Annotated in this window: 14 protein-coding genes and 3 pseudogenes; all 17 read right to left on the reverse strand. The window is 48.7% G+C overall.

Annotation, left to right across the window (positions count from 1 at the left end):
• Positions 1 to 2 precede the first annotated feature (2 nt).
• Positions 3 to 596, reverse strand: a pseudogene (locus GGR07_RS00625) (GDSL-type esterase/lipase family protein); the annotation flags it as partial.
• Positions 597 to 780: 184 nt separating this feature from the next.
• On the reverse strand, positions 781 to 1602 hold the full coding sequence (gene murQ / locus GGR07_RS00630) for an N-acetylmuramic acid 6-phosphate etherase (RefSeq protein ID WP_021646002.1): 822 nt from the start codon (positions 1600 to 1602) through the stop codon (positions 781 to 783).
• A gap of 18 nt (positions 1603 to 1620) precedes the next feature.
• A complete protein-coding gene (locus tag GGR07_RS00635; RefSeq protein ID WP_021646003.1) occupies positions 1621 to 2460 on the reverse strand; it encodes a BadF/BadG/BcrA/BcrD ATPase family protein in 840 nt (279 codons plus the stop codon).
• A gap of 49 nt (positions 2461 to 2509) precedes the next feature.
• The gene (locus tag GGR07_RS00640; protein ID WP_021646004.1) at positions 2510 to 3682 is read right to left on the reverse strand and encodes an acyltransferase family protein; all 1173 of its coding nucleotides are present in this window, start codon (positions 3680 to 3682) and stop codon (positions 2510 to 2512) included.
• 48 nt (positions 3683 to 3730) lie between these two features.
• Positions 3731 to 4969 carry an exo-beta-N-acetylmuramidase NamZ family protein gene (locus tag GGR07_RS00645; RefSeq protein ID WP_034542675.1) on the reverse strand — a complete coding sequence of 413 codons (1239 nt, stop codon included), beginning with the start codon at positions 4967 to 4969 and terminating at the stop codon, positions 3731 to 3733.
• A 52-nt stretch (positions 4970 to 5021) separates the two neighbouring features.
• Positions 5022 to 5732, reverse strand: a pseudogene (locus GGR07_RS14030) (MFS transporter); the annotation flags it as partial.
• Between the two features lie 663 nt (positions 5733 to 6395).
• A pseudogene (locus GGR07_RS14035) lies at positions 6396 to 6911 on the reverse strand (MFS transporter); the annotation flags it as partial.
• Between the two features lie 33 nt (positions 6912 to 6944).
• A complete protein-coding gene (locus GGR07_RS00655; protein ID WP_021646007.1) occupies positions 6945 to 8315 on the reverse strand; it encodes a SpoIID/LytB domain-containing protein in 1371 nt (456 codons plus the stop codon).
• A 15-nt stretch (positions 8316 to 8330) separates the two neighbouring features.
• Complete coding sequence (locus GGR07_RS00660; protein WP_021646008.1) at positions 8331 to 9803, reverse strand: glycosyltransferase family 2 protein; 1473 nt, start codon at positions 9801 to 9803, stop codon at positions 8331 to 8333.
• A 20-nt stretch (positions 9804 to 9823) separates the two neighbouring features.
• Entirely contained in the window at positions 9824 to 11698 is a 1875-nt protein-coding gene (locus tag GGR07_RS00665) for an outer membrane protein assembly factor BamB family protein (protein ID WP_021646009.1), read from the reverse strand.
• A 4-nt stretch (positions 11699 to 11702) separates the two neighbouring features.
• On the reverse strand, positions 11703 to 14735 hold the full coding sequence (locus GGR07_RS00670) for a golvesin C-terminal-like domain-containing protein (protein WP_231381877.1): 3033 nt from the start codon (positions 14733 to 14735) through the stop codon (positions 11703 to 11705).
• Between the two features lie 742 nt (positions 14736 to 15477).
• Positions 15478 to 17247 carry a RagB/SusD family nutrient uptake outer membrane protein gene (locus GGR07_RS00675; RefSeq protein ID WP_034542616.1) on the reverse strand — a complete coding sequence of 590 codons (1770 nt, stop codon included), beginning with the start codon at positions 17245 to 17247 and terminating at the stop codon, positions 15478 to 15480.
• Positions 17248 to 17272: 25 nt separating this feature from the next.
• Positions 17273 to 20638: a SusC/RagA family TonB-linked outer membrane protein gene (locus GGR07_RS00680; protein WP_021646013.1), complete on the reverse strand. Its 3366-nt coding sequence runs from the start codon at positions 20636 to 20638 to the stop codon at positions 17273 to 17275.
• Positions 20639 to 20984: 346 nt separating this feature from the next.
• Positions 20985 to 21833 carry a hypothetical protein gene (locus GGR07_RS00685; RefSeq protein ID WP_021646014.1) on the reverse strand — a complete coding sequence of 283 codons (849 nt, stop codon included), beginning with the start codon at positions 21831 to 21833 and terminating at the stop codon, positions 20985 to 20987.
• 427 nt (positions 21834 to 22260) lie between these two features.
• A complete protein-coding gene (locus GGR07_RS00690) occupies positions 22261 to 22920 on the reverse strand; it encodes a response regulator transcription factor (protein WP_027325038.1) in 660 nt (219 codons plus the stop codon).
• 45 nt (positions 22921 to 22965) lie between these two features.
• Positions 22966 to 23385, reverse strand: a complete 420-nt coding sequence (locus GGR07_RS00695) for a hypothetical protein (protein WP_021646018.1) — start codon at positions 23383 to 23385, stop codon at positions 22966 to 22968.
• Positions 23386 to 23577: 192 nt separating this feature from the next.
• Positions 23578 to 25896 carry a penicillin-binding protein 1C gene (gene pbpC, locus GGR07_RS00700; RefSeq protein ID WP_122056543.1) on the reverse strand — a complete coding sequence of 773 codons (2319 nt, stop codon included), beginning with the start codon at positions 25894 to 25896 and terminating at the stop codon, positions 23578 to 23580.
• Between the last annotated feature and the right edge of the window lie 6 nt (positions 25897 to 25902).

Below are 25902 nucleotides of genomic sequence, written 5' to 3' on the forward strand. Positions count from 1 at the left end.
CGTCACCATACCCTTTTTAGTCTTTTTACCCAGATGGCGTATCCTTCCTCGTTCAGATGCAGGCCGTCGTTGGTCAGCTCCTTCCGCAGTATGTTCGTTCCCTTTTCGATGAAACGCGGGAAAAGGTCGACGTACGTAATCTTCTTTTCTTTTGCCAACGCACGCAGCTTGGCATTGATGGCGGGAATCGTGTCCGTCTTTCCCGTCATCCGTTTGTAGCGTCCGAAACTTTCGTTTATGGGCAGAAGGCTTTGCAGGTAGAGTTTTGTGCCGGGCGACTCCCTGCGGATGCGCTCTACCGTCATGCGAATCATGTCGGCAATGCTGTCGGCGGTCAGATCGTGCGATACATCGTTTACACCGATGAGCAGAAAAAGCCGGGCAGGCTCTCCGGGCAATATCTGATGCAGGCGGTCGTACACTCCCATCACCTCGTCTCCGATGATTCCGCGGTTTATCACATGCTTTCTGCCGAGTCTCGCCGACCAGTCTCCGCCGTTTTCCGTCAGGCTGTTGCCCAGCATCACGATGTTTTTCGACGTTACGGGAGGCTCGTCCGCAAACTGGCGGTACCGCGCGTAATAGTGATCGGTGTACTTACCGGCAACTTGTCCGCTGTCGGCGCCGCATTTCGCTTGCTCGTGCGATGCTTTCCCCGAAGACTGCGCGACGGCTGTCTGTAAGCTTATCGAGAGCAGAAAAACAGATAGAATCGTTTTCATTTTCCGTGAGTTTATAGAGGTATTCCGGCTGATGAATGAGCGGAAAGCCGGATGCCTGTCATCGCCTTCCTTCGTTGTAAGCATCTGTCGCCTTTTTTACCGAACCGTGCATCAGCAGCAATGCTTTGGCTTTGCCGTAGTCCAGTCCGAGTTCTTCCACCAGCATGCGCGTGCCCCGGTCTACGAGTTTCTTATTGCTTAGTTGCATGTTCACCATCTTGTTGCCTTTCACACGCCCCAACCGGATCATTACCGAAGTGGTGATCATGTTCAGAATCATCTTCTGTCCCGTGCCCGACTTCATGCGCGAACTCCCCGTCACATACTCCGGACCTACGATCATTTCAATCGGTATGTCCGCCTCGGCGGCCATCGGCGAATCGGGATTGCTGGTGATGCAGGCGGTCAGAATACCGTGTTCGCGGGCCTCGTGCAATGCGCCGATGACGTAGGGCGTTGTGCCCGAAGCGGCGATTCCGATGACCGTATCTTTGTCGGTGACATTGTTTTCGATCAGTTCCTCCCATCCGCGGTGAATATCATCTTCCGCGTTTTCCACCGGATTGCGGAGGGCCGTGTCTCCGCCCGCGATGAGTCCGATCACCAGCGTAGGAGGCATGCCGAAGGTAGGCGGAATCTCCGACGCGTCGAGCACGCCGAGCCTTCCGCTCGTTCCTGCGCCCATGTAAAAGATACGCCCGCCTTGTTTCATGCGCGGCACAATCCGGTTCACCAGTTTCTCTATTTGCGGAATCACCTTCTCAACAGCCAACGCCACCTTACGGTCTTCTGCGTTGATGTCTTCCAGTATCTCCCGGACAGACTTCTTGTCTAAGTCGTTGTAGAGCGAAGGTTGCTCTGAAATCTTTATAAAAGCCATAATTCTTGTTGTTGCCAGTTATGATTTATGATACCGTATAAGTCCTTCCATAGGACTTTGGATGATTGTTCCTATGCAGATTCCCTTCTCTTCGGCGGCCTTTTCCAGCACCTCTTTGTAGTGATAGGCTACCGACCCTACGAAATGTATCTTATGCTTTTGATATTCGTATTGCATCACATTCCGCTCCAGAAAATCCTTGAAGCTCTCCAGCACAAGCCTGTGGATGGCCGGTTCCCGGATGTTTTGCGCCAGAAAGGGGGATAAGCTTGCCAGGAAACGGTTGGGAAAAGGCTTGCGGTATACATTGTCGATAATAGTCGCCGGGGTCAGGTCGAATTGTTTGAGGAATTTATCTTTCAGTTCCCGGCTTATCTGATTCTTCAGGATATCGCCTACAAGCCGTTTTCCCAGATAAGCTCCGCTGCCCTCGTCGCCCAGTATGAATCCCAAAGGAGAAACGTTGTTCGCGATTTTCCTGCCGTCGTAGTAGCAGGAATTCGAACCGGTTCCCATGATACATGCGATTCCTGCTTCGTGTCCGCAAAGGGCGCGCGCGGCGGCGAGCATATCGGTGCATACTTCTATATCCCGCTTCACCCGAAGGTGGCGGCCGACGGCCCGGCGCACCATCTCGATTTTGTCGGGAAACGCACAACCTGCGCCATAGAAATAAACGGCGTCCAATTCATTGGTTTGCAACTGAGGAAGAAGAGCGGTCGCAATTTCATCGCCGATTTCTTCTTCCGTCTGAAAGAACGGATTGGTGCCTTTCGTGCAAATCCGTTGCAGGGCTTTTCCATGCTCTGCGACGCACCAATCTGTTTTGGTAGATCCGCTGTCTGCTATTAATATCATGTAATTGTTTTATATTAAAGTTCGGGCTTCTGTATGAAAGCCGTTTGGTTTATATTTTGATGTAAATTTTTCTTTTATAAAGTTGGTAGCCGATGCACCAGTTGAAGACTATGAATATCACCGCAAAAGCGAATGATCCTCCGGTTTCTCCGAATACCGGCATGAGCATTTCCTGATACATAAACCGGCGTATACTCATCATTTCGCCCGCATACGGAATCCGGATGCTTCCGGTGAGGATGCTTAACACGCCGCCCAACACGTACATAAATAGCGGGTTGACGCCGAATGCTTCGAAAAAGAGGCTCCACTTCTTATGTCCTTTCACGTCGATGATCCAAGTGAGTAGCGCCAGCAGGCTGGAGGCGAGACCGCATGTGGTGAGGACGAATGTAGGCGACCATATCTTTTTGTTGACGGGGCAGCCATAGCTTAGCAAAAGCCCTGAGAAAGTAAGAATGGTACCTACAATGAACAGGGTATTGATTATATCTTTATGCTCTTTGTGGGTCTCTTTGTTGAAAATGATACGTCCTACGCAAAATCCCAGCAGTACGTGCGCGATGGAGGGGATGGTGCTTAGAATGCCTTCAGGGTCTATCCCGTTGTCGTTGTACATGTGCGCCGGCGTAAGAACGGAACGGTCGACGACAGAAAGTATGTTCGTCTCATCATACGCGAACCCGTTTCCCGCCATCAGCAACAGGAAATATCCGGTTAGTAAAGCGGCAATCAAATACGGTATATAACGGTGCTTCACGGTTAGCGCGACGATTGAAGCGGCTCCGTAGCAAACCGCCAGACGTTGCATGACACCGGATATGCGTATGCGGTCGAAAGTCCATACCGCGTTCCAAAGCTTTTCGCCGAAGCTGAGCCCGTCCGGCGCCGACGGCCAATAGTAGCAGAATTTAGAGAACCATCCGATGGCGATGCCTATTAAAAAGATTACCAAAGTTCGCCTGAGTATTTTCATTCCGGCAGCGCGGCTGAATTGAAAATCGTACTTCTTCAGTGAGATATAGGTCGATATCCCCATGATGAACATGAAGAACGGAAAGACCAGATCGGTGGGAGTGAGCCCGTTCCATTCGGCATGCCGCAAAGGAGCATAGATGTGAGACCATGTTCCGGGATTGTTTACCATGATCATTCCTGCGATTGTAATGCCTCGCAGGATGTCGAGCGAAAGAATCCGTTGGCTTGTATGGGAAGTTTTCATGAGTCTTGTTTCATTTTACGCATCCGGAATCATCCGGTCGCTTACGGTTTATTTATACAAATAATACTTCTTGGATAATTTGCGGAAATCCTCCACATCCTTGTACCAGTAATCGCGGATATCTTCCCAACGGTTGCGCTTCGAGAAGCGTTCGCGTATCTGTTTCGACCCGCTGACAAGGTCGAACATGCGGAACCGCCCTTTATCGGCATGGTCGAATATGGCACGGTCGGGGTAAAGAGCCGCCGCTTCCTGCATGACGAGGAACTGTATCTCGCTTAGCGGAGCTTTTTTGAAGTCCGTGATATGCACTTGTACACCTTGTAAATGTTCACCCTTGCCTATGGAATAGAACGGTTTGATGTGTATGGGGCGGAACACAACGCCGGGAACGTTGAGGCCGTTCAGCCTCTTTGCCAGTTTCTCCGCCTCTATCCATGCAGCCGCGAACATCTGGAAAGGAATGGTATAGCCTACGCCGATCGACATGTATTGCAGTTCTCCCAGAATGCCGCTCACGGGATAGAAGAATGCGGAGTGAGGGTGGGGGATATGCGGTGAAGAAGGTACCCATTGCAATCCCGTCTGCCTGTAATCCATTTTGCGTTTCCACCCTTTCATCTTAACCACATGCAGTTTACATTGCTTCTTGTCTTTCAGCATCCGTTCGCCGTTCAGCATCAGAGCCAGCTCGCCGGCTGTCAGACCGTAGAGATAAGGTATCTTGAACTGGCTGACAAAGGAGACGCAGTCGTCTTCCGTGAGGTTGCCTTCTATTTTTATTCCGCCCAACGGATTGGGGCGGTCCAGTACCACAAATTCTTTTCCGTTTTCCGCAGCGGCTTCCATAGCCAGTCCCATCGTACTGATATAAGTAAAGGAGCGGCAGCCTATATCCTGAATGTCATATACCAGCACATCGATGTCTTTCAGCATCTCGGGAGCGGGCTTGCGGGTTTTTCCATAGAGAGAATACACCGGAAGCCCTGTGGCGGCGTCCTTCATATCCTCTACTTTATCTCCGGCATGCACGTCTCCCCGCACACCGTGTTCGGGCCCGTACAAGGCGACGAGGTCAACATTGGGAGCTTGATGAAGAATGTCGATGGTCGATTTCATCCGGTTGTCGACTCCTGTAGGATTGGTGATCAATCCTACCCGTTTGCCTTCCAAACATTTGAACTGTTCTCTCTTCAAGACCTCTATTCCGGTTTTTACCGTTATTTTCTGTGCCTGAATATTGCCGTATAAGGTAAGCGACAAACAGATAAGAAGTACTTTTTTCATCATGACTTTATTCTTTATAATTGGTTGTAAACACACAGAAACACATGTTCTTTTATTGCTCTTTTTTCTTTCCGAAGTTCGGATCGATGCGTATGAACGCGCATACTGCAATGGTGGCTATGCAGCATATCATCGTCCACACAAAGAAATGGCGGTATCCGATTGTTTCCTGAAGCCAGCCCGCAGCCATGCCCGGAAGCATCATTCCCAGCGCCATAAAGCCGGTACAGATGGCGTAATGGGCCGTTTTGTGCTCTCCTTCGGAGAAATAAATCAGGTATAGCATATACGCGGTGAAACCGAAACCGTAACCGAACTGCTCGATGAACACGCAGATGTTGATTGTCAGCAATGAATGGTCTTGGACGTAGCTTAAATAAACAAATGTCAGACAGGTGAGCGACATGCTCCACGCCATCGGCCATAACCATTTCTTAAGCCCTCCTTTGGCTGCGACGATTCCTCCGATGATTCCTCCCAGCGTCAGTCCGATGATGCCGATCGTTCCATAGACAAAGCCGACCTGCCCGGTAGTCAATCCCAGTCCTCCTTTATCTACCGGGTCGAGAAGGAAAGGATTGATCAGCTTCACCAATTGCGCTTCGGGCAGGCGGTACAACAGCATGAAAAGAATGGCTGTAAACGCTTGCTTCTTGGTAAAGAAAGTTTTGAAGGTTTCGAAAAACTCTTTCATGATGTTTCGCGCGCTGATATCCGCCGCCGCATGGTCGGATGCCGGTTTGGGCAAAACCCAGTTGTGGTAAACACTGACCAGGAAGAAGAAGACCGACAAGGAGATGAATACCATGAGCCAGGCAAACGGTATATTCCCTGAGGCGCCTTCGAATGTAGCGCTTGTGGCCGACTGTATTTTATGATCGATATGGAAAAGCAGATAAGCCGGCTTGTTCCAATTGGCTTCGGTGAATTCAAAGCGGGTGGCAAGCTTGTTCTGTTCCAACCTGATGCTTTGGTCTCCTTCTTTAAAGGTAACGTTCAGCACCTTCGTCTCATCGGCTGCCGGTTTTTTGTTCAGGCGTACGCCTACAACCACCACATTGTTGATCTGTTCTTTGGCGGTTTCCCGTTTTTCTCCGAACACATCCCGCACCCATGCCGTGAATCCGCTCTCTTGGGGAGCGTCTGTTCCTTTTACTTTTTTAGCGCCCGATGTCCGTTCTTTCTCGGCGGGCACAAATTTATTGGCGATGTTCCACTCTCTGACTTGCTTCTCCAGTTCCGCTATTTGCGTTTTTATTGCTGTCGGGTCATCGCTTTCGGGCATTACTCCTGCTTTTACGATGGGAGAAGTATAGACGAACCGCATTTCATCGCCGGCATTTGTCTCTGTTTCCTCAAATGTCGGCAAAGTGAGGGTATGCGTATAAGCAGGAGAGGCTTCTATCTGTAGCATGGCGGGCGATAAGCCGGTTCCGGTTTCGATGAGTCCTGCTATGATAACCAGCAATCCTTGTCCCGCCACAGTGGCGATGCGGTAGAACGTGCTTCGGATTCCCACATACAACGACTGTTCGTGTTCGGTCAGTGCGTGCATATAAAAACCGTCGGCGGCGATGTCATGCGTGGCGGAAGTAAAACCTACAATCCAGAATACCGCCAATGTCAACTGGAAAAAGAAAGAAGTCGGTATGCAGAAAGCTATTCCCGCAAGTGCGAAAGCCAATATCCATTGCATGGTAAGCGTCCACCAGCGTTTGGTTTTAATGAGGTCGACAAACGGACTCCAAAAAGGTTTGATAACCCATGGCAGATAAAGCCATCCGGTGTATAGCGCAATGTCGGTATTGGATATGCCTAAGCGTTTATACATGATTACGGAGATTGTCATCACGGCGACGTAAGGCAGTCCCTGAGCAAAGTATAACGTCGGTATCCATGCCCACGGACTGGTTTTCTTTTCTTGTTTGTTCACGATATTCATGATTTTGTTCATTGTCTGATTACAGGATATTCTTTATTTGTATCTTCGGTCTATTTGGGCACCTATATAATAATGGAGCAGGATGGCGTCGTACCCGTACCCTTTTTCTCCCATAACGGCGGCTCCTATCTGGCATAAGCCGACTCCGTGCCCCCATCCTGCGCCCGTGAGAGTGAAGCGGGCGGGTATGCCTTCTGCCGACACATTCTCTTTGTCGACCACAAAAGCAGAACTGTAAAGATGCGAAGGAGAGAGCGTGCGTCTTATCTCCAGTTCTTTGCCGATAGTCAATGTCTTTTTAGTTCCTGCAATTTTCAGCTTCCAGAGCCGTCCGCTTGTGCCTCGCGCCACGGGAACAAGATCGATGATTTGTCCGTAGTCGATGCCCGAACGCTCTTTGATTAGTGCCGATAACTCTTCTTGTGTGTAGGAAACCTGCCATCGGTAGAAGTCGGTGGTCTCCTGATCGTAGTTGTTGAGTACCTGCGACAATATTTTTTTGTCTGTGGTATGGCAGAAAGCCTGAGGAGAAGTACGAATCCAGCGGTCGGCTTCTTCCTCGATCCTCAAATCGGGGAGCGGTTGGTTCACCGCCGGCGTGCTGTCCGTTGCCCAGTCTCTCTGTTTTGCCAGATAGGGATGTTCCGCGTCTTCCCAGCAATAACGAAACTCTTCAAACGCGCCTCCGCAGCATTTGGAGAATCGGGCGTCGCATATCTTGTGGTTGTAGGTCAGCACTTCCCCGCGGGTTGCCGCAATGGCTTGCCTGACCTTCTCCGTAGAAGCGCGCGTAATTCCCTGATATCGCTGGCAATGATCGTCGGCGCATACATCGAACAATGTATGGTCTTTATGGTCGTACCATCGGATGTATTCTTCGTCGGTTTGCACGAACTCCGAATGATTGCTTCCCGCCGCCTTATGATCGGCCTTGCTTCTTTCTATTTGGGCCAACAGCCAGCTGCGCGAGATTACCGCGTGTGCTTTGAGCAGTTCGAGCGATGCTGTCGCGCTCATTTCGCTGGAGATTACGCTCGTCAGATAATCCTCTACCTTAACGATGTTGACGGCTGTCAGATGTTCTCCCTCCGTTATCAGTTTCAACGCTCCTGAGAAACGTTGGTTCTCCTTACGTTCCCAGTGAAAATTGATGCCGATTGTCACATCCAGCAGTTCGAACGAATCTTTCTCCGGGTTTTGCGGCTCAAACCGTAGTTCGTCGAAGTATTGTCCGTTCCACAAAACTTTCCCTTCGTCATAGACAGCCGTTTGTCTCCCTTCTGCAAAAGATATGTTTTGACGGTGTTCCGATCCTTCCCGTCCCTTCATTGCGAAGTTGCCGGAAAGAACAAACTCAATCTTCGGATTGAACAAAACACCCACCTCTACTTTCGGTTCTTCCATAATATAATGATGTCTTTAAGATTTCGTTTTTCTCTTTTTGTTTAATGCGATCCGGGCTTGAAGCTCCCAAGTGCGGATGCGGTCTTTATATAAATTATGACTGTTCTGTTTCACGATGTCCAGCGAAGCGTCGGAGTTGTCTTCCCAGCGGCGGCATAGATAAACGACGTCATACACACGGCCTATCTGATAGTGGCGCGAGAAGTTGAGCCCTAACGCATAATCTTCGCCGTAACTTGTATTGGGTACTTTTATTTTTCTCAGAATCGGAGTATAGAACGCGCGGGGAGCACCCAGCCCATTGATACGCAGAGCATTGTTGCGTCCGTTTTCAGGAGTCCACTCTTTGTGGTCGATTATTCCCGGGGCAATCATGTTCATGTCAAAGTCTGTCATCATGTAGGTTCCTACCACCATCGCGCAGTTCTGCCGGTAGAATGCGTCGACCATGGTTGCCAGCGTGTTCTTGTCTTTGTAAACGTCGTCGCTGTCGAGCTGAACCGCAAACTTCCCGCATTTCTCATGATGCACGCCCAAATTCCAGCATCCGCCGATTCCCAGATCCTTGCGTTCGGGAATAAGATGGATAAGACGTTTGTCGTCCTTGAATTCGTCGATCGCTTCGGTGGTTCCGTCCGTCGAATGGTTGTCGATGACAATGAGATTGAATTTGAACCCGGCCTCCTGACTCAGTACGGAACGGATCGCATCACGGATAGTACGTATCCGGTTGCGCACAGGGATAATGACAGACGCCTCATACTCTGAATGATCCTCGCTGAATTCTATTTTTTCAAATTCCGGTTCCAGATATCCGCCTATTTCCTTCAAATGTTCCGTACAAGCTTGTTCCATCTCGATCTGGCGATTGCGGTTTTTGGGATCGACATAATCAAACAGTTTCTCTCCGCTTTTCCTTACGTCTTTCTCTATTTCGCTGTAAAGATACTCGTTTATATGTACCAGATCTGCCTTTTGGCTTATTTTTAGCCGTAAATCGTAAAGACCGGCAAAGTCGTAATCCGATTTCATGCGGGAGGCTGCATCCTTCAACGCCTGTGTGTCGAACAGCATCACGGAACCGAAATCGAAATCATCTCTTAAAGAGCCTTGCTGATAATCGATGACGGGAGCGGCCATTTGCTTTCCTTCTTTCATTTGATAGCGGTCGGCATACACCATGCCCGCCGTGCTGTCGGAAGCGATTTGTATCATTCGTTCCAGAGCGAACATTCCCAATTCCAATCCGGTCTCCTTTGTATAAAGAAGCGTATATTCCGCATCTGCGCTTTCGGCGATGGCCTTCATGGTGCGGCTGCTATGAAACTTGTCTATATTCAATAGTTTGCAACCGGGTAATGCTTCCGGCTGATTGTCGGTCGTCATCAGATATATATTCTTGATGACTCCGGTGCTTTGCAATCCTTTTACGGTTTCTTCCACTTGCTCTTTCCCTGTATAGGGGAGGTAACAGCTGATTTTGTTCATATCTTTTTGTTTTTATGGTTTCAGTCTACTTTTAAAACTCCCGCTTCACCGCTCGTTGCGGTGAATACCACTTTCTTCCCGTTTACGGGAATCACTGTGTTTATCAAAGAGTTTCCTATCTTGTGCTTCCACAATATGCGTCCGTCCTTCCCGTTTAATGCAAAGATAAGTCCCTCTTTGGTGCTCCCGAACACGACTCCGTCTTTTTCCATCTGCATGGATGGGGCATGCTCGTAGCCGAACCCTACGTTTGCAGCCCATATTTGATGCGGTTTGTCGCCTCTTGCCGCATAACATACGATACTGTCGTTCATCGTTTTGCTGAAGATACGTTCACCGTCCTCACTCAATCCGATTGTTTCCCTTACTTTTGATTGGAAGGTACGCCACACTGTTTTTCCGGTATTCAGGTCGATGGCTGTCATCGCGCGTTGCGGATCTGTGATGAATACTTTGCCATGCGAAGAAACCGGCCATACGGCAGCAGGGGAAAAGTGCATGCGTGTCAGTCCGCCGGTCCATTTCCAAACTTCTTTGCCATTTGTCTTATGCAGTGCATAAAGCGTGTTGTCCCATGCGCCGAATACAACTTTATCATCTGTGACCAAAGGTTTTGTTTCTATATACCCTTTTACTTTATCATATTCCCATTTCAGTTTTCCGGTTCTGATATCGATGGCGCGAAATATATGATCGCTGGCTCCGACATAAGCAATTCCGTTCTCTATCGTTACAGCCCCTAACACAGAGTCTTTGGCTTTAATCTTCCATAGCAGTCTTCCGTTCTTGGCATTCAGGCCATAAATGTGACGGTCGGCCGAACCGAATACGACAATATTGTCGCTGAAAGCCGGAGTTCCTATAATTCGTTTTTCCGCATTGAAGCTCCAGAGCTTTTTGCCGTTCTTTAGTTTATAGGCAGTGAGGCGTCCCATATCGTCGCCCACAAAAATCTTATTTCCGGACACGGCGGGCGAACAGTAGATACCTGCACCTGTCTGTATCATCCATTGTTCCCTTACGTTCGGATACTCTTCGTTGACTGTGAAATCGGGATATTTTTCGGCTTTGCCCGCAGGGTCGTAATAAGACGATGTCAGAGAGAAACCGGTCTCTCTTTTCGGAGCCTCGTCGATGCGCTGCGTATACACCTGTATGGAGTCCGAAGTCACTTCGTATATCCCATAGCCCGACTTGTTGTCTTTATCGCGTAAATTGCTTCGCATTAGTATTCCCGGAATTCCATCGTAACGCAAGTTGCGGAAACGGTGGTAATGGCCGCCGATGAACATGCGGATATTGTATCGGCGTACCGCATCCGTTACTTCATACCAGTTGTCCACATCTCCGTCCGATAACGGATAATGCGTGACTAATACCACAGGCTGTCCTTGGGGAGCTTTATCCATTCTTTCCTGCATCCAAGCGATATCCTGAGGAACGACATGCCCGTATGCCATTCGCATCAGCGGTCCGGAATTGAACCCCATAAAAAGAATGCCTTTGTGCGTAAATTCGAATCGTTCGCTGCCGAAAACATCGGCAAAGGCAGTGCATCCCGATTCGCTCCACTTCGTTTCGTGGTTGCCCGGAACGACGTAATATTTCACTTTCAGCAAGTCGAGACACGATTTTACCTTTTCTATTGTACTTCGGTCTCCTTCTTCCGTCAGGTCGCCTGTCACCAGCACAAAGTCGATGCTGTCCGTAGCGTTGATTTGCCGTATGCTGCGAAGCAAATCTTCGGTAGGGGCGGCATTGTTCGGACTGAGATGAGTATCCGTCAGTTGAATAAAACGAAACGGAGTGACTTGCGCCCCGGTTGGAAAAGCCAGCGAGTGTATGAACAGGATGGCTGCCAGTATCCTTTTTCTTATGGTTGAAAGTCGGTTCATGCAGTTATTCTTTTGTGTATTCGTCGAAGAAAGTTAAAATAGCGCTCATTAAACTGTTTCGTTCATCCTCCGTACGCAGCGTTTCGAAGGGAAATCCCAGTATGTATGTCTTGTAATTGCCACAGTAGGCGACTCCTGCGCTTAAATTGTTCTCGGAATATCGCATCACCGTATGAGTCGCTTTGTCTGCCGGCTCTATTGCGTCGGGCGATTCTGCTATGTAGCATTGGTCGTTCAGCTCTTGGTTGAATGAATAGTGAGCGGCGGGAAAACGGAACGGTGAAGCGACGCCTTTCGCCTTTCCCGTTCTTGCGGCTTGTCCTGCACGCCATTTGTATTTCAGCACCTGCGAAGCGAATTGCTTGTCGCATTCTTTGCCGGGGGCGAGAGGGTTGTCCCATAAGTCGGTGCCTACGTATGCCCCGGAGATAAAGATGTTGCCTCCTTGCCGGCAATAAGCCTCGATGGCTTTTTGCATGGGTTGGGTGAAAGTCTTGAATTGCAAAGGCTTTATACCGCCTCTTCCCATTTTGGTCTGACGTTCTTTCCCTAAAATAAGGTCTACATGCTTATAATCGTTCAGATCGACTATGCTGTCTTCTACCGCCTCGTCGCTGCACGATACGAAAGAATATCCGGCATTCAGGATTGCGGCGCCGTGCACACTCGGATAATCGAACGTGTTTCCGCAGATGACTTGGGTTTCATAATCGGCATAGCTGTCGCCGAAGCCCGAGGCGTCATCGTCCATCCACGGAATTTGTCGGCGGTATTCTTTCATTCGCCCGATGTAACTGATGTCTTTCAGATAGGGTACTCCATGATCGAGCATGTCGAGGAAGCCTGCAAGCATTTTGTCGCCGGGAGCGGGCGCTACGAAGTCGGCGGGCGCACTGATCCGATCGAACGCATTGACGACGAGTACCGGTGGTTTCGCACGTCCTTCCGATAAGGTGGAAGATGCCACGCCGGCAGATAAAATTTCGGAGGGAAAGCTTTTTCCGCCTTTGTTGACGGCTGCTACTTTATAGCTGCAAACCACACCGGAGGGTAGCGTAGTCCGGTAACGATTCGTGTCCACCAATACTCCGCGGTCGAAGTCTCCGTCCCCGACACGGGTGTAAACGATATATTGTTCGGCTTTCGCGGTCGGTTCCAACGGGTCGTCCACCGGCTGCCAGCTCAATTCTATTTCGTTCGTTCCCGTCATCCGCAACGCCAGATGGTCTACCGGTAAAGGTTGAACCACATACGGCATCTGATATTGCGAGCAAATGAACTTCAGCATGCCTTTGTAGATTGCCCGGCTTACGGTGAAACGGAAGCGAGGATCCAGTCCGTATCTCATATCTGCGAAGTTTTGGTGAGAAAGCAGCTCGAGCAACATGGCGGGAACGCGGGGGACGCGTGCCTCGAAATACGCTCGGTCCCACATTCCCCGGCGTGTCCATTGCGGCTCGTAAAGCGCGCGGATGTCGTTCACGATATCCGACTGAATGATATCCGTGAGGTCGTACGCCAGAGTGCGCGAAGCTCCGTTGGCATACATCCCGTCGTAGGAGGAAGAATGGTATATGCCCAGAGTTCCGATGATGGAATCGTTTAAAGTAGTGCCGGCATCGGAATGGAAAGCGAAAGCCAGATCGATGGGAATGTTTAGTCCTTTTTCAGAGGGGTTGACAACAGAACCGCCCGACAGATAGTTTACCCACATGCCCCTGCATTTGTAGTCGTCGGTATAGTCGTTTTTCCCTCGGCTCTCCGAATAAATGCTGTCGGGTACGCCCGCCCATTGCATCCAATAACGGGCAGCTTCGCAGAAACGAGGATATCCCGATGTCTGATAGTCTCTTTTCCCAACAGGAAGGTAGTTGCTGTTGCCGGTTTCTTTTGCTTCATTTCCCGTATCGGAGCTTTTCACATTCTCCGTCGTGCCCTCCGCCGAGACAGCCCGGGCGATGTTTCCCATTCCGCCGCCGAATTTCACCGCATCGGCTGTCACCGTTTTTCCTGCCTTTCCGGAGATGTTGCTTAATACAACTTTTCCTTTGTCGCTTTTGCCGGCATCGAAAACAAATGTTCCCAAGTAGATCCAAGTGCCTCCGCCCATCTTCTGGTTTACTTTGAATTGCGTCGTGCCTCCGTTGTGATGAATGGTGTAGAGCGCGTCTTCCGTGCTGTTGGGCAAAGTCTTGTACGAAACATACACGGCATACTCTCCTTTTACCGGAATGTCCGGTATCCATTCTGCGGTACTTTCCCTTTTCCCTTTCCTTACGCTTTCGATGCGGCGGTACGTGCCTTCGTTGAATGGATTTTCGAATTCGATGTATTGCGCACGGAGGTGGGCGAATCCTTTACCTTCTCCTTGCTTCCAGCTTTTTTGAGCCGGCTTTTCTATATAAGCCGATTGTGTGTCGCGGCTTCCGTCGTTGTCTACGATGATTTCTTCTCTTCGGCAATCCCGTTCGCGGGGGAGGAGCACATTGGCTCCCGCATTCTCCAGCATCGGTACCAGATAGGGAAGCACATAGCTTTGTGTGTATAAATCTTCCACTGTCTGGAAGATGCGCGCTCGTTGCCATTCCCAACGGTCGAGTTTGGCTTCGTAGTAGAAACCATGGCTTTGCCACATCGCTATGTGGCGGTTGTACAATCCGTTCGTCGGCGTGTATATGGCATCCGCTTCCCGCTTCAAAGGAGTCTTGCCTGCCGGATGAAACCTTTTTGCCTTTTTGTCCGCTTTGCTTCGGAAGGCCTGCGGAATCCATTCTTCGATTTTACGTCCGTGAGTGAAGACTTCCACTTTGAATCTGCTGAAGCTTCCCGGCAACAGCCGTCTGACGGTTTGATAAAGATCCGCTACGTTCTTTTCACGAAAAGGAATGTACGCGCAATTCATATTGGCAAAGAGCTGCAACGTTTTGTTTTTGCTGTTTATCGCCACCGAGTCTATTCTGACGCGTCCTATCGAAACCTCTTTGCGGGCAGCCTCATTCAGGCGGCTTTCGATGGTGTCGAGTACATTTTTCGGCAACTTTTGCGCGTTTGCCGGCGGGGGGAGAAGAAACGCCGTACATAGGGCGGTGAAAACAAGCAATTTCGAGGCGGTATTTCTGTGTGTCAAGTTATTCTCTTCTGTCTTTGGCAAGAATCTGCTTCTTGGGTTTGAAAAAGCCCGGAATATGAATATTCCAAAGGATGTGATTATTGTGGTTATTAGAAATGAAGGAATCATATACAAACGTTTTTAAACGGTTAAACAGGTTTGTTGCAAAATGAGTTTTCAGCTTTCGGTGATCATTGACAGTCGTTTCCCATAGCAGTATCCGTCAAGCTTTATTTCCGGAACAAAGATAACTCTTCTTTTGATATCGGAAACATTTGTTTGGTATTTTTTGCTATTGCAAAGTTTAATTTGCATTTCATTTCCGGATTCACGATAGGTTTCGGCCTAAAAATCGTTCTCTTCGTTTCGGACCATCTATGGTGTGCGTTGTTTCCCACATGGGCAACAAAAGTTTCCCCGGTGGGCAACAAAAGTTTCCACAGCGGGAAAATAAAGTTTCCCCAGTGGGAAACTTTTGTTTCTGTGCTTCTTATCCGTATTTGCGGGCGTGATATAGGTTTGTCGAACGCATCACAAAGCTGTATGCCTAAAAAAAATCGCCCCTGTTGCAATCATCAGCGACAGGGGCGAATTCCGTTTTTAGGAATTTGTCAGACAACTTCCGGCATTGCAATACTTCGTATGTGCAACTTCCGGCATGTCCGGCCGGTTATTTTTCCCATCCTTTGTTTTGTTTCAGGTTTTTGTTCAGGGTCAATTGTCCCGACGGAATAGGGTACAGATATTGGCGCGCCTCGAAAATACGTGTTTTATCCGCCGAAGCGTCTATATAAGTGCCGTCGACCAAAGATATGTCGATTCTCTTGTCGGTATCCGACGGATGGGCATTGGCATACTCGATGGCGGCTTTGATATTCGCCCCCTTCAGGATATTGGGATACTTCTTTGAGTCGAGCTTATCGAGCTGATGCCAGCGGATAAGGTCCCAATAACGCACCCAGTTGTCGATCATTAATTCGCACCGACGACACCGGCGGATTTCCCACAATAGGTTGCTCACTCCCATGTTGTTGGCAGGATCGGCTTCGGGCGTCAGGCTCATGGGAGGAAGCCCTGCGCGTGCTTGGAGTTTGTTCACCGTTTTGTCCAGATCGTTCTGGTCGATAGTGCCCAGCTCGGCTTTCGCTTCCGCGTAATTCAGATAGACTACGGACAGCCAGAATAGGGGAGCGTCGGTGTAATTACGCCCTACATTCTGCCGATCGTTGATCGACATGGTAAGATTGTCGAATTTTCCGATTCCATAGCCGGTGGAAGAGGTCATTGTCGCCCCGCCTTTGCCGCGCTGCCAACCCCAGTTTTTGAAGTAAACGATGGAATCGAGCAAAGCTCCCAAGCGGGCATCGCGTACGTCCAACAGTTTCCGGATATTGATGTAACGCGCGGTCAGGGGCTTGCCTTGAGCGTCTACGCCGGCATTCACCGTCATCAGTTCGCCCGCGTCGTTTTTGTTTTCAGAGGTTGTGGCAAGCGGTTTCCCGTCTTTAAACAAGAATGCTTCGAAAGCATCTTTGGTGATGCCGCTTTGATTGGACGATGAACTTGTATAGTCGATGGTGGAATGCATGAAAACCTCCAATGCGTAGGCCTTGATGAAGATCATTTCGGGGTTTTCTTTCAGGCTGATGGAATTATATATCTCCTTGTAAGTTTTACTCAGCGAATAGTTCATCTTCATAATCTCCTCGCAGGCTTTCACACACTCCTGCAGATATTTCTGAGTACGTGCGTTATCGGGAGCTTTCCCGTTTTCGGTCAGTGTACGATACTTGCAGAATGTTCCTTCGAACAACGTGATATCTGCTTTCATGGCATAGGCCAGTCCTTTGTTCCAGAATGCTTTATTCGTTCCCGTGATGTTTTCGCAGGCGAAATTCAGATCTTCGAGCACCTTATCCATCACGATGTCGCGGTCGAGCCGTTCACCATACAGTTCTTCTTCTTTCGTCGGGTCTATCACTTCGTCGATCCACTGAACATCTCCGTACATGCGCACCAGCTGGTAGTATTGCCAGGCCCTGTTCAAGCGGGCCACTCCTTCATAGTACTTTTTGGTCGCTTCGTCGAGGCTCGATATTCTTAAGCCACGTAGTATGTAACCGATTCGGCGAATCTCTGTAAAGGGCAATTTCCAGTTTTCTGACGCGGCAGGCACGTTGACGTTCGCCCAGTCCGTAAATGTACCCGATGCCTGGTCGTCGCTGAGTGATTTGAAATAATACCAGCCTCCACCGCCGCGGTTTCCATAGCCTGAGTAGTTCTGATATAGTTTATTGCATTGGTTTTCCACATTGTCGCGATTACTCCAATATGCCGGACTGTCCGTAAAGCGGTCCAATGGCTCTTTATCGAGGAAGTCGTTGCAGCTCATAAGCGAGACCGACACGACGGCGATACCATATATATATTTCTTTTTCATAATTTTTTCCTGTGTTTTAAGGTTGTTAGAATGTTACTTGCAGGCCGAACGAGAATGTACGGGTAATGGGTTCCGTACGTCCCCAGGTTCCGTATGAGAGCTTTCCGTATCCTTCGTCGACTTCCGGATCGACGGGTAAGTTACTGCCTTTGTGCAGCAGGAACAGGTTGCTGCCGCTGAAGTATACGCGTGCCTTTTCGATATAAGCCTTGCGGGTCAGGTGTTGGGGAATTGTGTATCCCAAAGTAACGTTCTTCAAACGAAGGTACGACATGTCGACCAGATATTTGTCCTGCGGGTAGTAGTTGTGGCAACCGCCTTCGATTCCTGATACGGTTCCTTTGCCTTCATTGCCCGGATATAAACGCGGGAAGTCGTTTCCTTGATTGATGTTCCACTGCCCTGTCGCATAATCGTAGCTGTTATAGCTCGTTTGGTTGCCATAGATTGAAATATCCGCTGCGCGCATCATCGGGAATGCGAATGCCGATTGTGTCCAGTTCTCGCGTTTGCCTACGCCTTGGAAGAATAAGTCGAGGTCAAATCCTTTCCACGCTCCGCCGATATGGAAGCTGTATTCATAGCGAGGCATGCTGTTTCCGATAACTTTGAGGTCGCCGTGGTCGTCGGCGGTACCTTTCCCGCCGTCTATCTTGCCGTCGCCGTTCAGGTCTTTGAACTTTATATCGCCCGGTCCGTATACGAAGTTGTCGGTTTGAAGTCCCCTCTGGTCTGCCACCCCTTTTTTATATGAACCGTCCGCGTTGAAATCTTCCGGCGTAAAGTAGCGTTCCGTCTCGAACCCCCAAATATCTCCATATACTTTGCCTGAGTATTCGGTGTTAAGCAGTTTGGCTTCATTGTTCCATTGGGTGATGGTCGTTTTCGAATCTCCGATATTGAAGTTTGCGTAAACTTCCACGTCATTGAAACGATGATTCCAGTTTAACGACAGTTCCCAACCGCGCGAACGGAGCGTGCCCGCATTCTCGTAAGGAGCGGAAGTTCCCAGAGTCTCCGGAAAAGTTCTTGCCGGTGCAAGCATATCCCGGTTCTCACGTTGGAACCAGTCGAACCCGACGGTTAGTTCGTTATTCAGGAATCCGAGGTCGATTCCGACATCGATCGTGCGTATGCGTTCCCACGTCAATGCGCTGGAAACCAGTTTAGGCATGTTGGCCTGGGTGATTAAACCGTTTCCTGTGCTGTTGAGCCAATACGTATATCCGGTGTCTTCGTTTTGCGAAACGGTTGTGATGACCGGAATAAACATGTAATCGCCTACGGCTTCGTTGCCTATTTCCCCGTAGGAGGCGCGCAATTTGGCATTATTGATGATGTGGCGTAGATTATCGAAGTAGGCTTCCTGCGAGAAGCGGTATCCTACGGATGCCGAGGGGAAGAACGCCCAGTGGTCGTTGCGCGGGAAACGTGAAGAACCGTCGTAACGTCCGTTCAGTTCCAGCAGGTAAATGCCTTTGTAATCGTAGTTTATACGTCCGAAATATCCGGCCGACGTACGGTGAGTGGCATTGCCTTTCACTTCTTTCTTGTCGCCTGTGGTCAGATCGATTTGAGGAAGATTTGTGTCCAGCAGGCCGTTGCGATAGGCATAGAAATAATCGTAACGTGTAGATTCCGCGTTTCCTCCCAGCATGACCGTCAGGTTGTGGCCTTGGGCGAATGTTTTGTTATAAGAAGCATATATGTTGGTAGTCCAAGTGTTTGTTTTGGAATTGTCTCTCCATGCATTCGTGCTTCCTTTGTTTACGATGTAGCTGGGCTCTTTTATGGATGACCAATTGTTCATTCCGAATACCGGAAAGTCGGACGATCCGCTGTTCATGTTCTGGATTTCGTAGGTAAAATCCGCATTCAACGTCAACCCCTTGATGATGTCCGCTTTCAGGAATGTGTTCATACGGGTGATATCCGTTGTCTTGGTTTTTGTAGCCGCTTGCTTTTGCATGGAGATTACACGGAAGTCGTGTCCGTTGATGGTTCCGTAAGGACCGAAGAACGACCCCCATCGCCATAAGTACTGGTATGTATAGTTCCATGTATCCGGCTTTGTGTATTCTTTGCGGATGTAGTTGATTCGTGCGCCTACTTCCAGCCAGTCTTTCAGTTGGGTGGTAATGTTTACCGAAGCGTTGTATTTCTTCAGCTTGTCGGGGTTGAAGTTCATGATACCCTGCTGGGAATTATAGCCGAACGAAAGGTAGTAGTTGGTTTTTCCGCTTGTGCCCTGAACATTTATATTATGGTTCTGCGAAGGAGTTGCGTCATTATAGAAAATCTTCTTGACATCCCAATCGGCGTAGTACAACGCTCTGCCGGTAGTGGGATCCATGTAGTAATCGCCTACCTTGTCCATGCTCTCGAACGGAACCATTTCCCGGTAGCCTGCTTTACCTTTGTGTTGGGCTTTCCATGCTTCGGCATAAGGAAGCATTTGGTCGAAATACATGCCGAAAAGTTCTACCGCGTCGCTTCCGGCACGTTTCTTGGCATCAATGGCTGCGCGGAGCTGCGTCGGGACGTCCGGATAATCGGGCAGGAACGTGGCTTGATCCCATGCGAAGTTATTGCTGTAGGTTACCGATACGCGCTCAACGGATTTGGCGCTTTTGGTCTTGACCAGAATCACTCCGAAAGCTGCCCGTGTGCCGTAAATGGAAGAAGAAGCCGCGTCTTTCAGCACGGAGATGGATTCGATATCCTGCGCATTGAGGAAAGAAATGTCGTCCATCGGCACGCCGTCCACTACGATGAGCGGGGTGCTCTTTTTGTCGTTGCTCAAAGTTCCCAGACCGCGAATCCGGATAGTCGGGTTGTTGTTGATGTTGCCGCTCGACGAAACGATGGATAATCCCGGGACGACTCCTTGAAGAGCTTTCGCTACGTCTTGTTGCGGACGTCCTTCCAGAGTCTTTGAAACATCTACCGTGGTGACGGCTCCCGTTAAGTTCTCTTTTTTCTGTGTTCCGTAGCCTACCACCACAACTTCCGACAGGAGTTCGGTGTCTTCTCTTAAAACGATTTTCATCGTTTTTTCGGCTTTAACTTCCTGATTCCGGTAGCCGACATAAGAGATTTGCAGTATGGCTCCGGGTTTGACGTTCAATATGAAATTGCCGTTTATATCGGTAACTCCTCCGTTTGTCGTACCTTTTTCAAGCACGCTTGCACCGATAACAGGTTGTCCTTGTACATCAACGACAACTCCCTTTACGTTGATTGTCTGCATTTGTTCCGTAACTTCCGGAATACTGCCTTCGGCAGTCGGAGCGGCCATTATGTCGCCGCTGTTGAGGAACAGTGTGCTGACAGCTATTGCTGCGAGGAACCTGCTGTTTGTCAATCCTCTTTTTGTGCCTTTCCCATTCATAAGTGACTGATGATTTTTGTTAATAAAAAAAGGTTATTCTTTCAGATTTCTTGAAATCGATGAGTAATTAGTGAATTTATAGTACGTCTATAACATGAAGTTTGTTGTTATAGGAGGATACTATTTCGAATAGACGATTCTGTGTTTCATAGGCATGGCCCTTTCATTAGGTTAATAAAGATTAGGGAACGAATTCTATTCGTTCCAACTATTAGCAAAGATATGAATTTATTTTAAATCAAGAACAGATTTTTACATTTATTCTATCTTATAATCTGTTTTTATACTTGATATGACCATGTGTCTTTATTTTATTTATCAGTGCTGTTTATCGTTATCTTATATTTTATGGCTCTTCTATGTTCATCGAATGATATTCAATCAGTCCGTTCATCAGTGTTTCTTCTATGACATCGAGGCTCATTCCGTACTCTTTTACTATTTCTTTCAGCAGAGGAGCGTATGTATATGCCAGCGAACCCACAAAACGGATGGGGTAGTTTTGATAATCGTACTGGCAAACGTTGCGGATAAAGAAGTTGCGTAGACTGCCCGTTATGAGGTTAAGGGCGTAATCATTGTCTGTATGGTCGGCCAGGAAATATGCAATGGTAGCAAGGAAGCGGTTAGGGAAAGGCCGATTGTAGACTGACTCCATAACTTCATTGGCAGTGATGCGAAATTTATCGTAGAAATTGTTTGCCAAATCTTTGGGAGCTAGCCCCTTGAGCAGATCGGATAAAAACATCTTGCCCATGGCTGCTCCACTTCCTTCGTCGCCCAGAATGTATCCTCCGGGCTTTACATTCTTCACAATAATTCTTCCGTCGTAGAAACAGGAGTTCGATCCTGTTCCCAGGATACAAGCGATGCCGGGTTCGCTTTTGAATAGACTGCGGGCTGCGCCGAGCAAGTCGCTTTCCACTTGAATCGGAGTCTTAAACTGGGCTACTAACGAAGCGCCGAGTATGTTTTTCTTTTCGTTCGAACTGCATCCCGCTCCGTAATAATATACCTGTTCCAGCTTTTTCCGGAAGAATATGTCAGGTAACCCTAAACGGACGCTACGGCTTATTTCGCGCCGAGTCTGAAAATACGGGTTTATTCCCTCTGTGAAAGCGCGTTGTATTACATGATCGTTTTCTACTATGGCCCATTCCGTTCTGGTCGACCCACTTTCTGCAATCAGTTTCATCGGTTGTATTCTTTAGAGTTGGATACAAATATATGATTTTTTTAAAGAGTCGAAAAGGAAAACGGAAAGTATTTTCGTTTTACTCTTTTTTTGTCAAAATATCATGTATGAAAAAACGTCTGCCTGAAAAGATTTTCGCGTTTGCCTTCAAAAAAAACGTGCTTACCTCCTCCAAAGAGCGCGCTTGCCTAAACGTGAAAAATTATTTAGGCAGGAACGTTTTTTTCTTCCTTATAACAACAACTGTACAAAAGTTTCGGCAAACCCCAAAAAATACTTTTCAGATGCCTAATCTTTTTTGAAAAGCGGCAATGCGATTTTATGCCTCGGCAGATTAGATAAGGCGAAAGTTGTTGATTTTTGATATATTATTTGGAGTACGGGAAACGGAAAACCGTCGCCATGTTTTTGAGGAAACAAGGTATGCTTAAATATAATATTCGGCAAGGTCTACAATGCCCGCCCGCATGGCATATTTGGTGGCCTCGTGCGCATTGTTGACCCCCAGCTTGCGGAAAATATTCTTCCGGTGGCTATTGATGGTATGAAAGCTGAGGTTTTTCTCCGCTGCTATCTCTTTGGTCGTTTTACCCAAAGCGATTTCTTTCAGGATGTTTTGTTCCGTTACGGTAAGCAGGCTGCTTTTTGCAGAAGAAGTATGGGAGGGAGAGCCTGAACCCGAAAGCAGCAGGTTGCTGACGTGGTTGCAGATGTACCGCTGCCTGCGTGTGGCGCACTGAAGGGCAGAGGTGATTTCTTCCTTGCTGTTGTCTTTCATAATTACGCTGAAAGCGGTGCTGCCCAGCAACATTTGTCGGAGAAAGCTAACGCTCAGTTCGTCGGAAAATAAAATCCAGTCCGCCTCCTTGAAACGCTCTTGCAGAATGAGCAGCTCGTCCGCTCCGGCAAAGTCGAACAGCGTATAATCCAATATCACGATCGCCTGCGGGTGCAGTCGCAGTTGTTGAATCAGCTCGGACTTATTGTCGGCTTCCCAAAGAGCGGATACATCTTTTTGCTGATTCAACAGGAACATCATTCCTGCCTTGCTGATGTCTTGATTGTCTGCAATGATATACTCTCTCATCTGAATCGCCTGTTTAAAATCCTGCTGCAAAGGTACGCTTTTTGATTAACGTTTCAGCCACCAATAACGCAGAAATAATATGCCCGTGAGAATTAAAGCTACGGACAGCCCCGTGTAGAAGACGGAAATGAAGGTATCGGGCAGCAGTTGAAAACGGCGGATGGATACTCCGAGAGCAATCATGAATGTCATAATGGCCCATCCTTTCGCATCGAAAAAGGAGAAGGGGCAGTTTTTCTCTTTCTTTTTCTGTTCGATGCGCCGGGTGTGCTTGTAGTAGAGCTTTCGGAATACAAGGACGAAGAAGAGCAGGAAGACGATGATTGCTTCGCCTGTTTTGAACATCCAGTCTTTGTCATTGTTCATCCAAGTGACAACACCTATTCGCAATACGTTGGCGCCGGCTACAATCCATACAAGTCCGGCCGTGATAAGCAGAACGTTTCTGTTTACTCCGTATTTCATACTCTTTTTCTTTTCTCCTTTTCTTAGCGGGTTAATCGGATAATTATTCGGCCGGTGAGGTAAATGTCATTCATCCGGTGCTTATTTCTTGAATACAACGATTAGTACATCGGTTTTGTTGTTTTATTCGATAAAAAACCGAGTCGGGAGGAAACGCTTTATTCTTTTTATTTTGTAGTTGAAGTCAGTTGTTTATTCTATTAAAAAGCTGGTCGAAACACTGTTGCCTTCGTTGTCGACTACGGTCAGGGAATGTTTGCCCGCCGAAGGCTTCAACGATATTTTATGAAAATCCTCCGTCTGTGTTTCGTACGATCCGTCCAAATGCCAGAAGACAGTTGCTTGGGGGTTGCTGTGCGCCAGTTCCACGGTTATGAATCCGCCGCTTCCGTCCATCTGTCTGGTGAGCTTGATGCGGGCATTGGGCGAAGGGTATATAAACTGCATCGGTTGCAAGAAGTCTTCTCCGCAGCCGGGTTTGAACGGAGGCAAGGGTTTGTACTCGGGATGGTATTGCTTGTAGTACCATTCCCATACAGGCGGGAGAGTGAACCATGACTTCCGGATGGTAGGTTCGGTATCGGCACAGGTTTCGTATATGCGATGTTTCTCGTCTGACGTGAGAGTGACGGGATGATGATACGGGCAAGCTTCCGTTCGCGCCCCTGCCGGAAGAATAAGTACCGTATCCGTTTCTTCACAGAACCGCCCTTTCAGGTGTCCGGAGCGTCGGCATATTTCCGCTTCGACGAAAATACCTGTGGGACGTTCGAACCATTTTGATGCAGGAAGCAGGTTGAATATGTCGAACAATACGGGACCTGCCGTTTGAGCACCGACCAATCCCGGTTTTCCTTCACCGGTTGCATTGCCCACCCACACGCCGACGGTATAACGCGGAGTAACTCCTACTGCCCACGCGTCGCGGAATCCGTAGCTTGTCCCTGTCTTCCAGGCAACTGTTTGTATAGACGGAATCGATTTCCAGTCTATCTCTTCGGGACGGTTTACCTCTTTCAGTGCATCGAAAGTTTGCCACACAGCATCCGGCATGAAAAATTCCGTATCCTCATCGGCTTCCGTTTCGGAAGACAGCAGTTTGCAACGGTTCTGCGGCAATCGGAGCAGACTGCGTCCCATACGTGCGTATGCGTTCGTTATGTCCCATAAGGTGGCTTCCGCACCTCCCAAAATAAGTGACAGGCCATAATGGGAGGGAATACGGTTGATTGTTGTAAAACCCGCCTGTTGCAACATGCGGTGGAACTTCGGTACTCCGTATCTTTGCAGCATGGTTACGGCAGGAATGTTCAGCGAACGGGCAAGAGCTTCCGAGGCCGGCACCGCTCCTTCGAATTGCATGTTAAAGTTTTGCGGAGTGAAGCCGTTGATATTGATGGGAATGTCCGGAACCAACATGTCGGGCAATAAGGTTCCTTCTTGTAACATCGCATTATACAGGAACGGTTTCAAAATACTGCCTGTACTCCTCGGGGCCTGTATCACGTCTACTTGATTGCCTTGCTGCTTCTTATGATAATGTACATTGCCGCAGTATGCCGCCACTTCGTTGGTTCTCATGTCGATTACCAGAATAGCCAGATTCCGGATATCGCTTCGGCTGAATTCACGGCTCCATCGTTCCGCCAGCTCCTCGATCTGCATTTGGAGGCCACGGTCGATGGTGGACTGGCTGTACATTCCGTTCCGCTCTTTGTAGAAACGGCTCACCAGATAAGGGGCTGTTTGCGGGAGAGGATGAGGCGCATTGGGCAAGGGTTCACTGACTGCCAGCTCGTAGGTAGAACGGTCGAAGTTTTTCTGTTCGAACAATCGTTTGAGCAACCGGTTTCTTTTGCTTAACAATTCTTTACGACCTTTAGACAGATGAATCATTGCGGGAGCGTTGGGCAATACAGCCAGTGTAGCTGCTTCCGCCCACGACAAATCTTCTGCGGAATGTCCGAAATACCTCCAGGCAGCAGCATCCAAGCCGACTACATTTCCTCCGAACGGTGCATGGGAAATATACATCGACAGGATTTTTTCTTTCGAAGCGCGAAACTCCAACCGGGTAGCCCAAATCATTTCAATCAGTTTTTCTCCGATGGTGCGCGGGTTGTTCCGGGCAAGCCGTATGGTTTGCATGGTGATTGTGCTCCCGCCGCTTACGACACGCCTGTTTTTTATATTCTGATAAACGGCTCTTCCGATGGAAAACGGGTTAACGCCCCAATGGCTGTAGAAATGTTTGTCTTCGAAAGCGACAAGACACCGTCTCATTTTTTCGGGAGTCGTTTCGCGCGGAGGGAAACGCCATTGCCCGTCGGAGGCGATGCGTGCGCCCAGCAGTTCGTCGTTCCGGTCGGTTACAACTGTGGAGTAGGGGACTTTGAACAACTCCTGAGGAAGACAAAATACATATCCTGCCATCAGAAAAGCAATAATGCCGATGCTTGCTTTCCGGGCGGCGGATAAATCTTTGAAGAATTTTAGCAAATTATTCTTCATCTGTAT

It is taken from the genome of Bacteroides pyogenes (assembly GCF_014196225.1).
Lineage (GTDB): Bacteria > Bacteroidota > Bacteroidia > Bacteroidales > Bacteroidaceae > Bacteroides > Bacteroides pyogenes_A.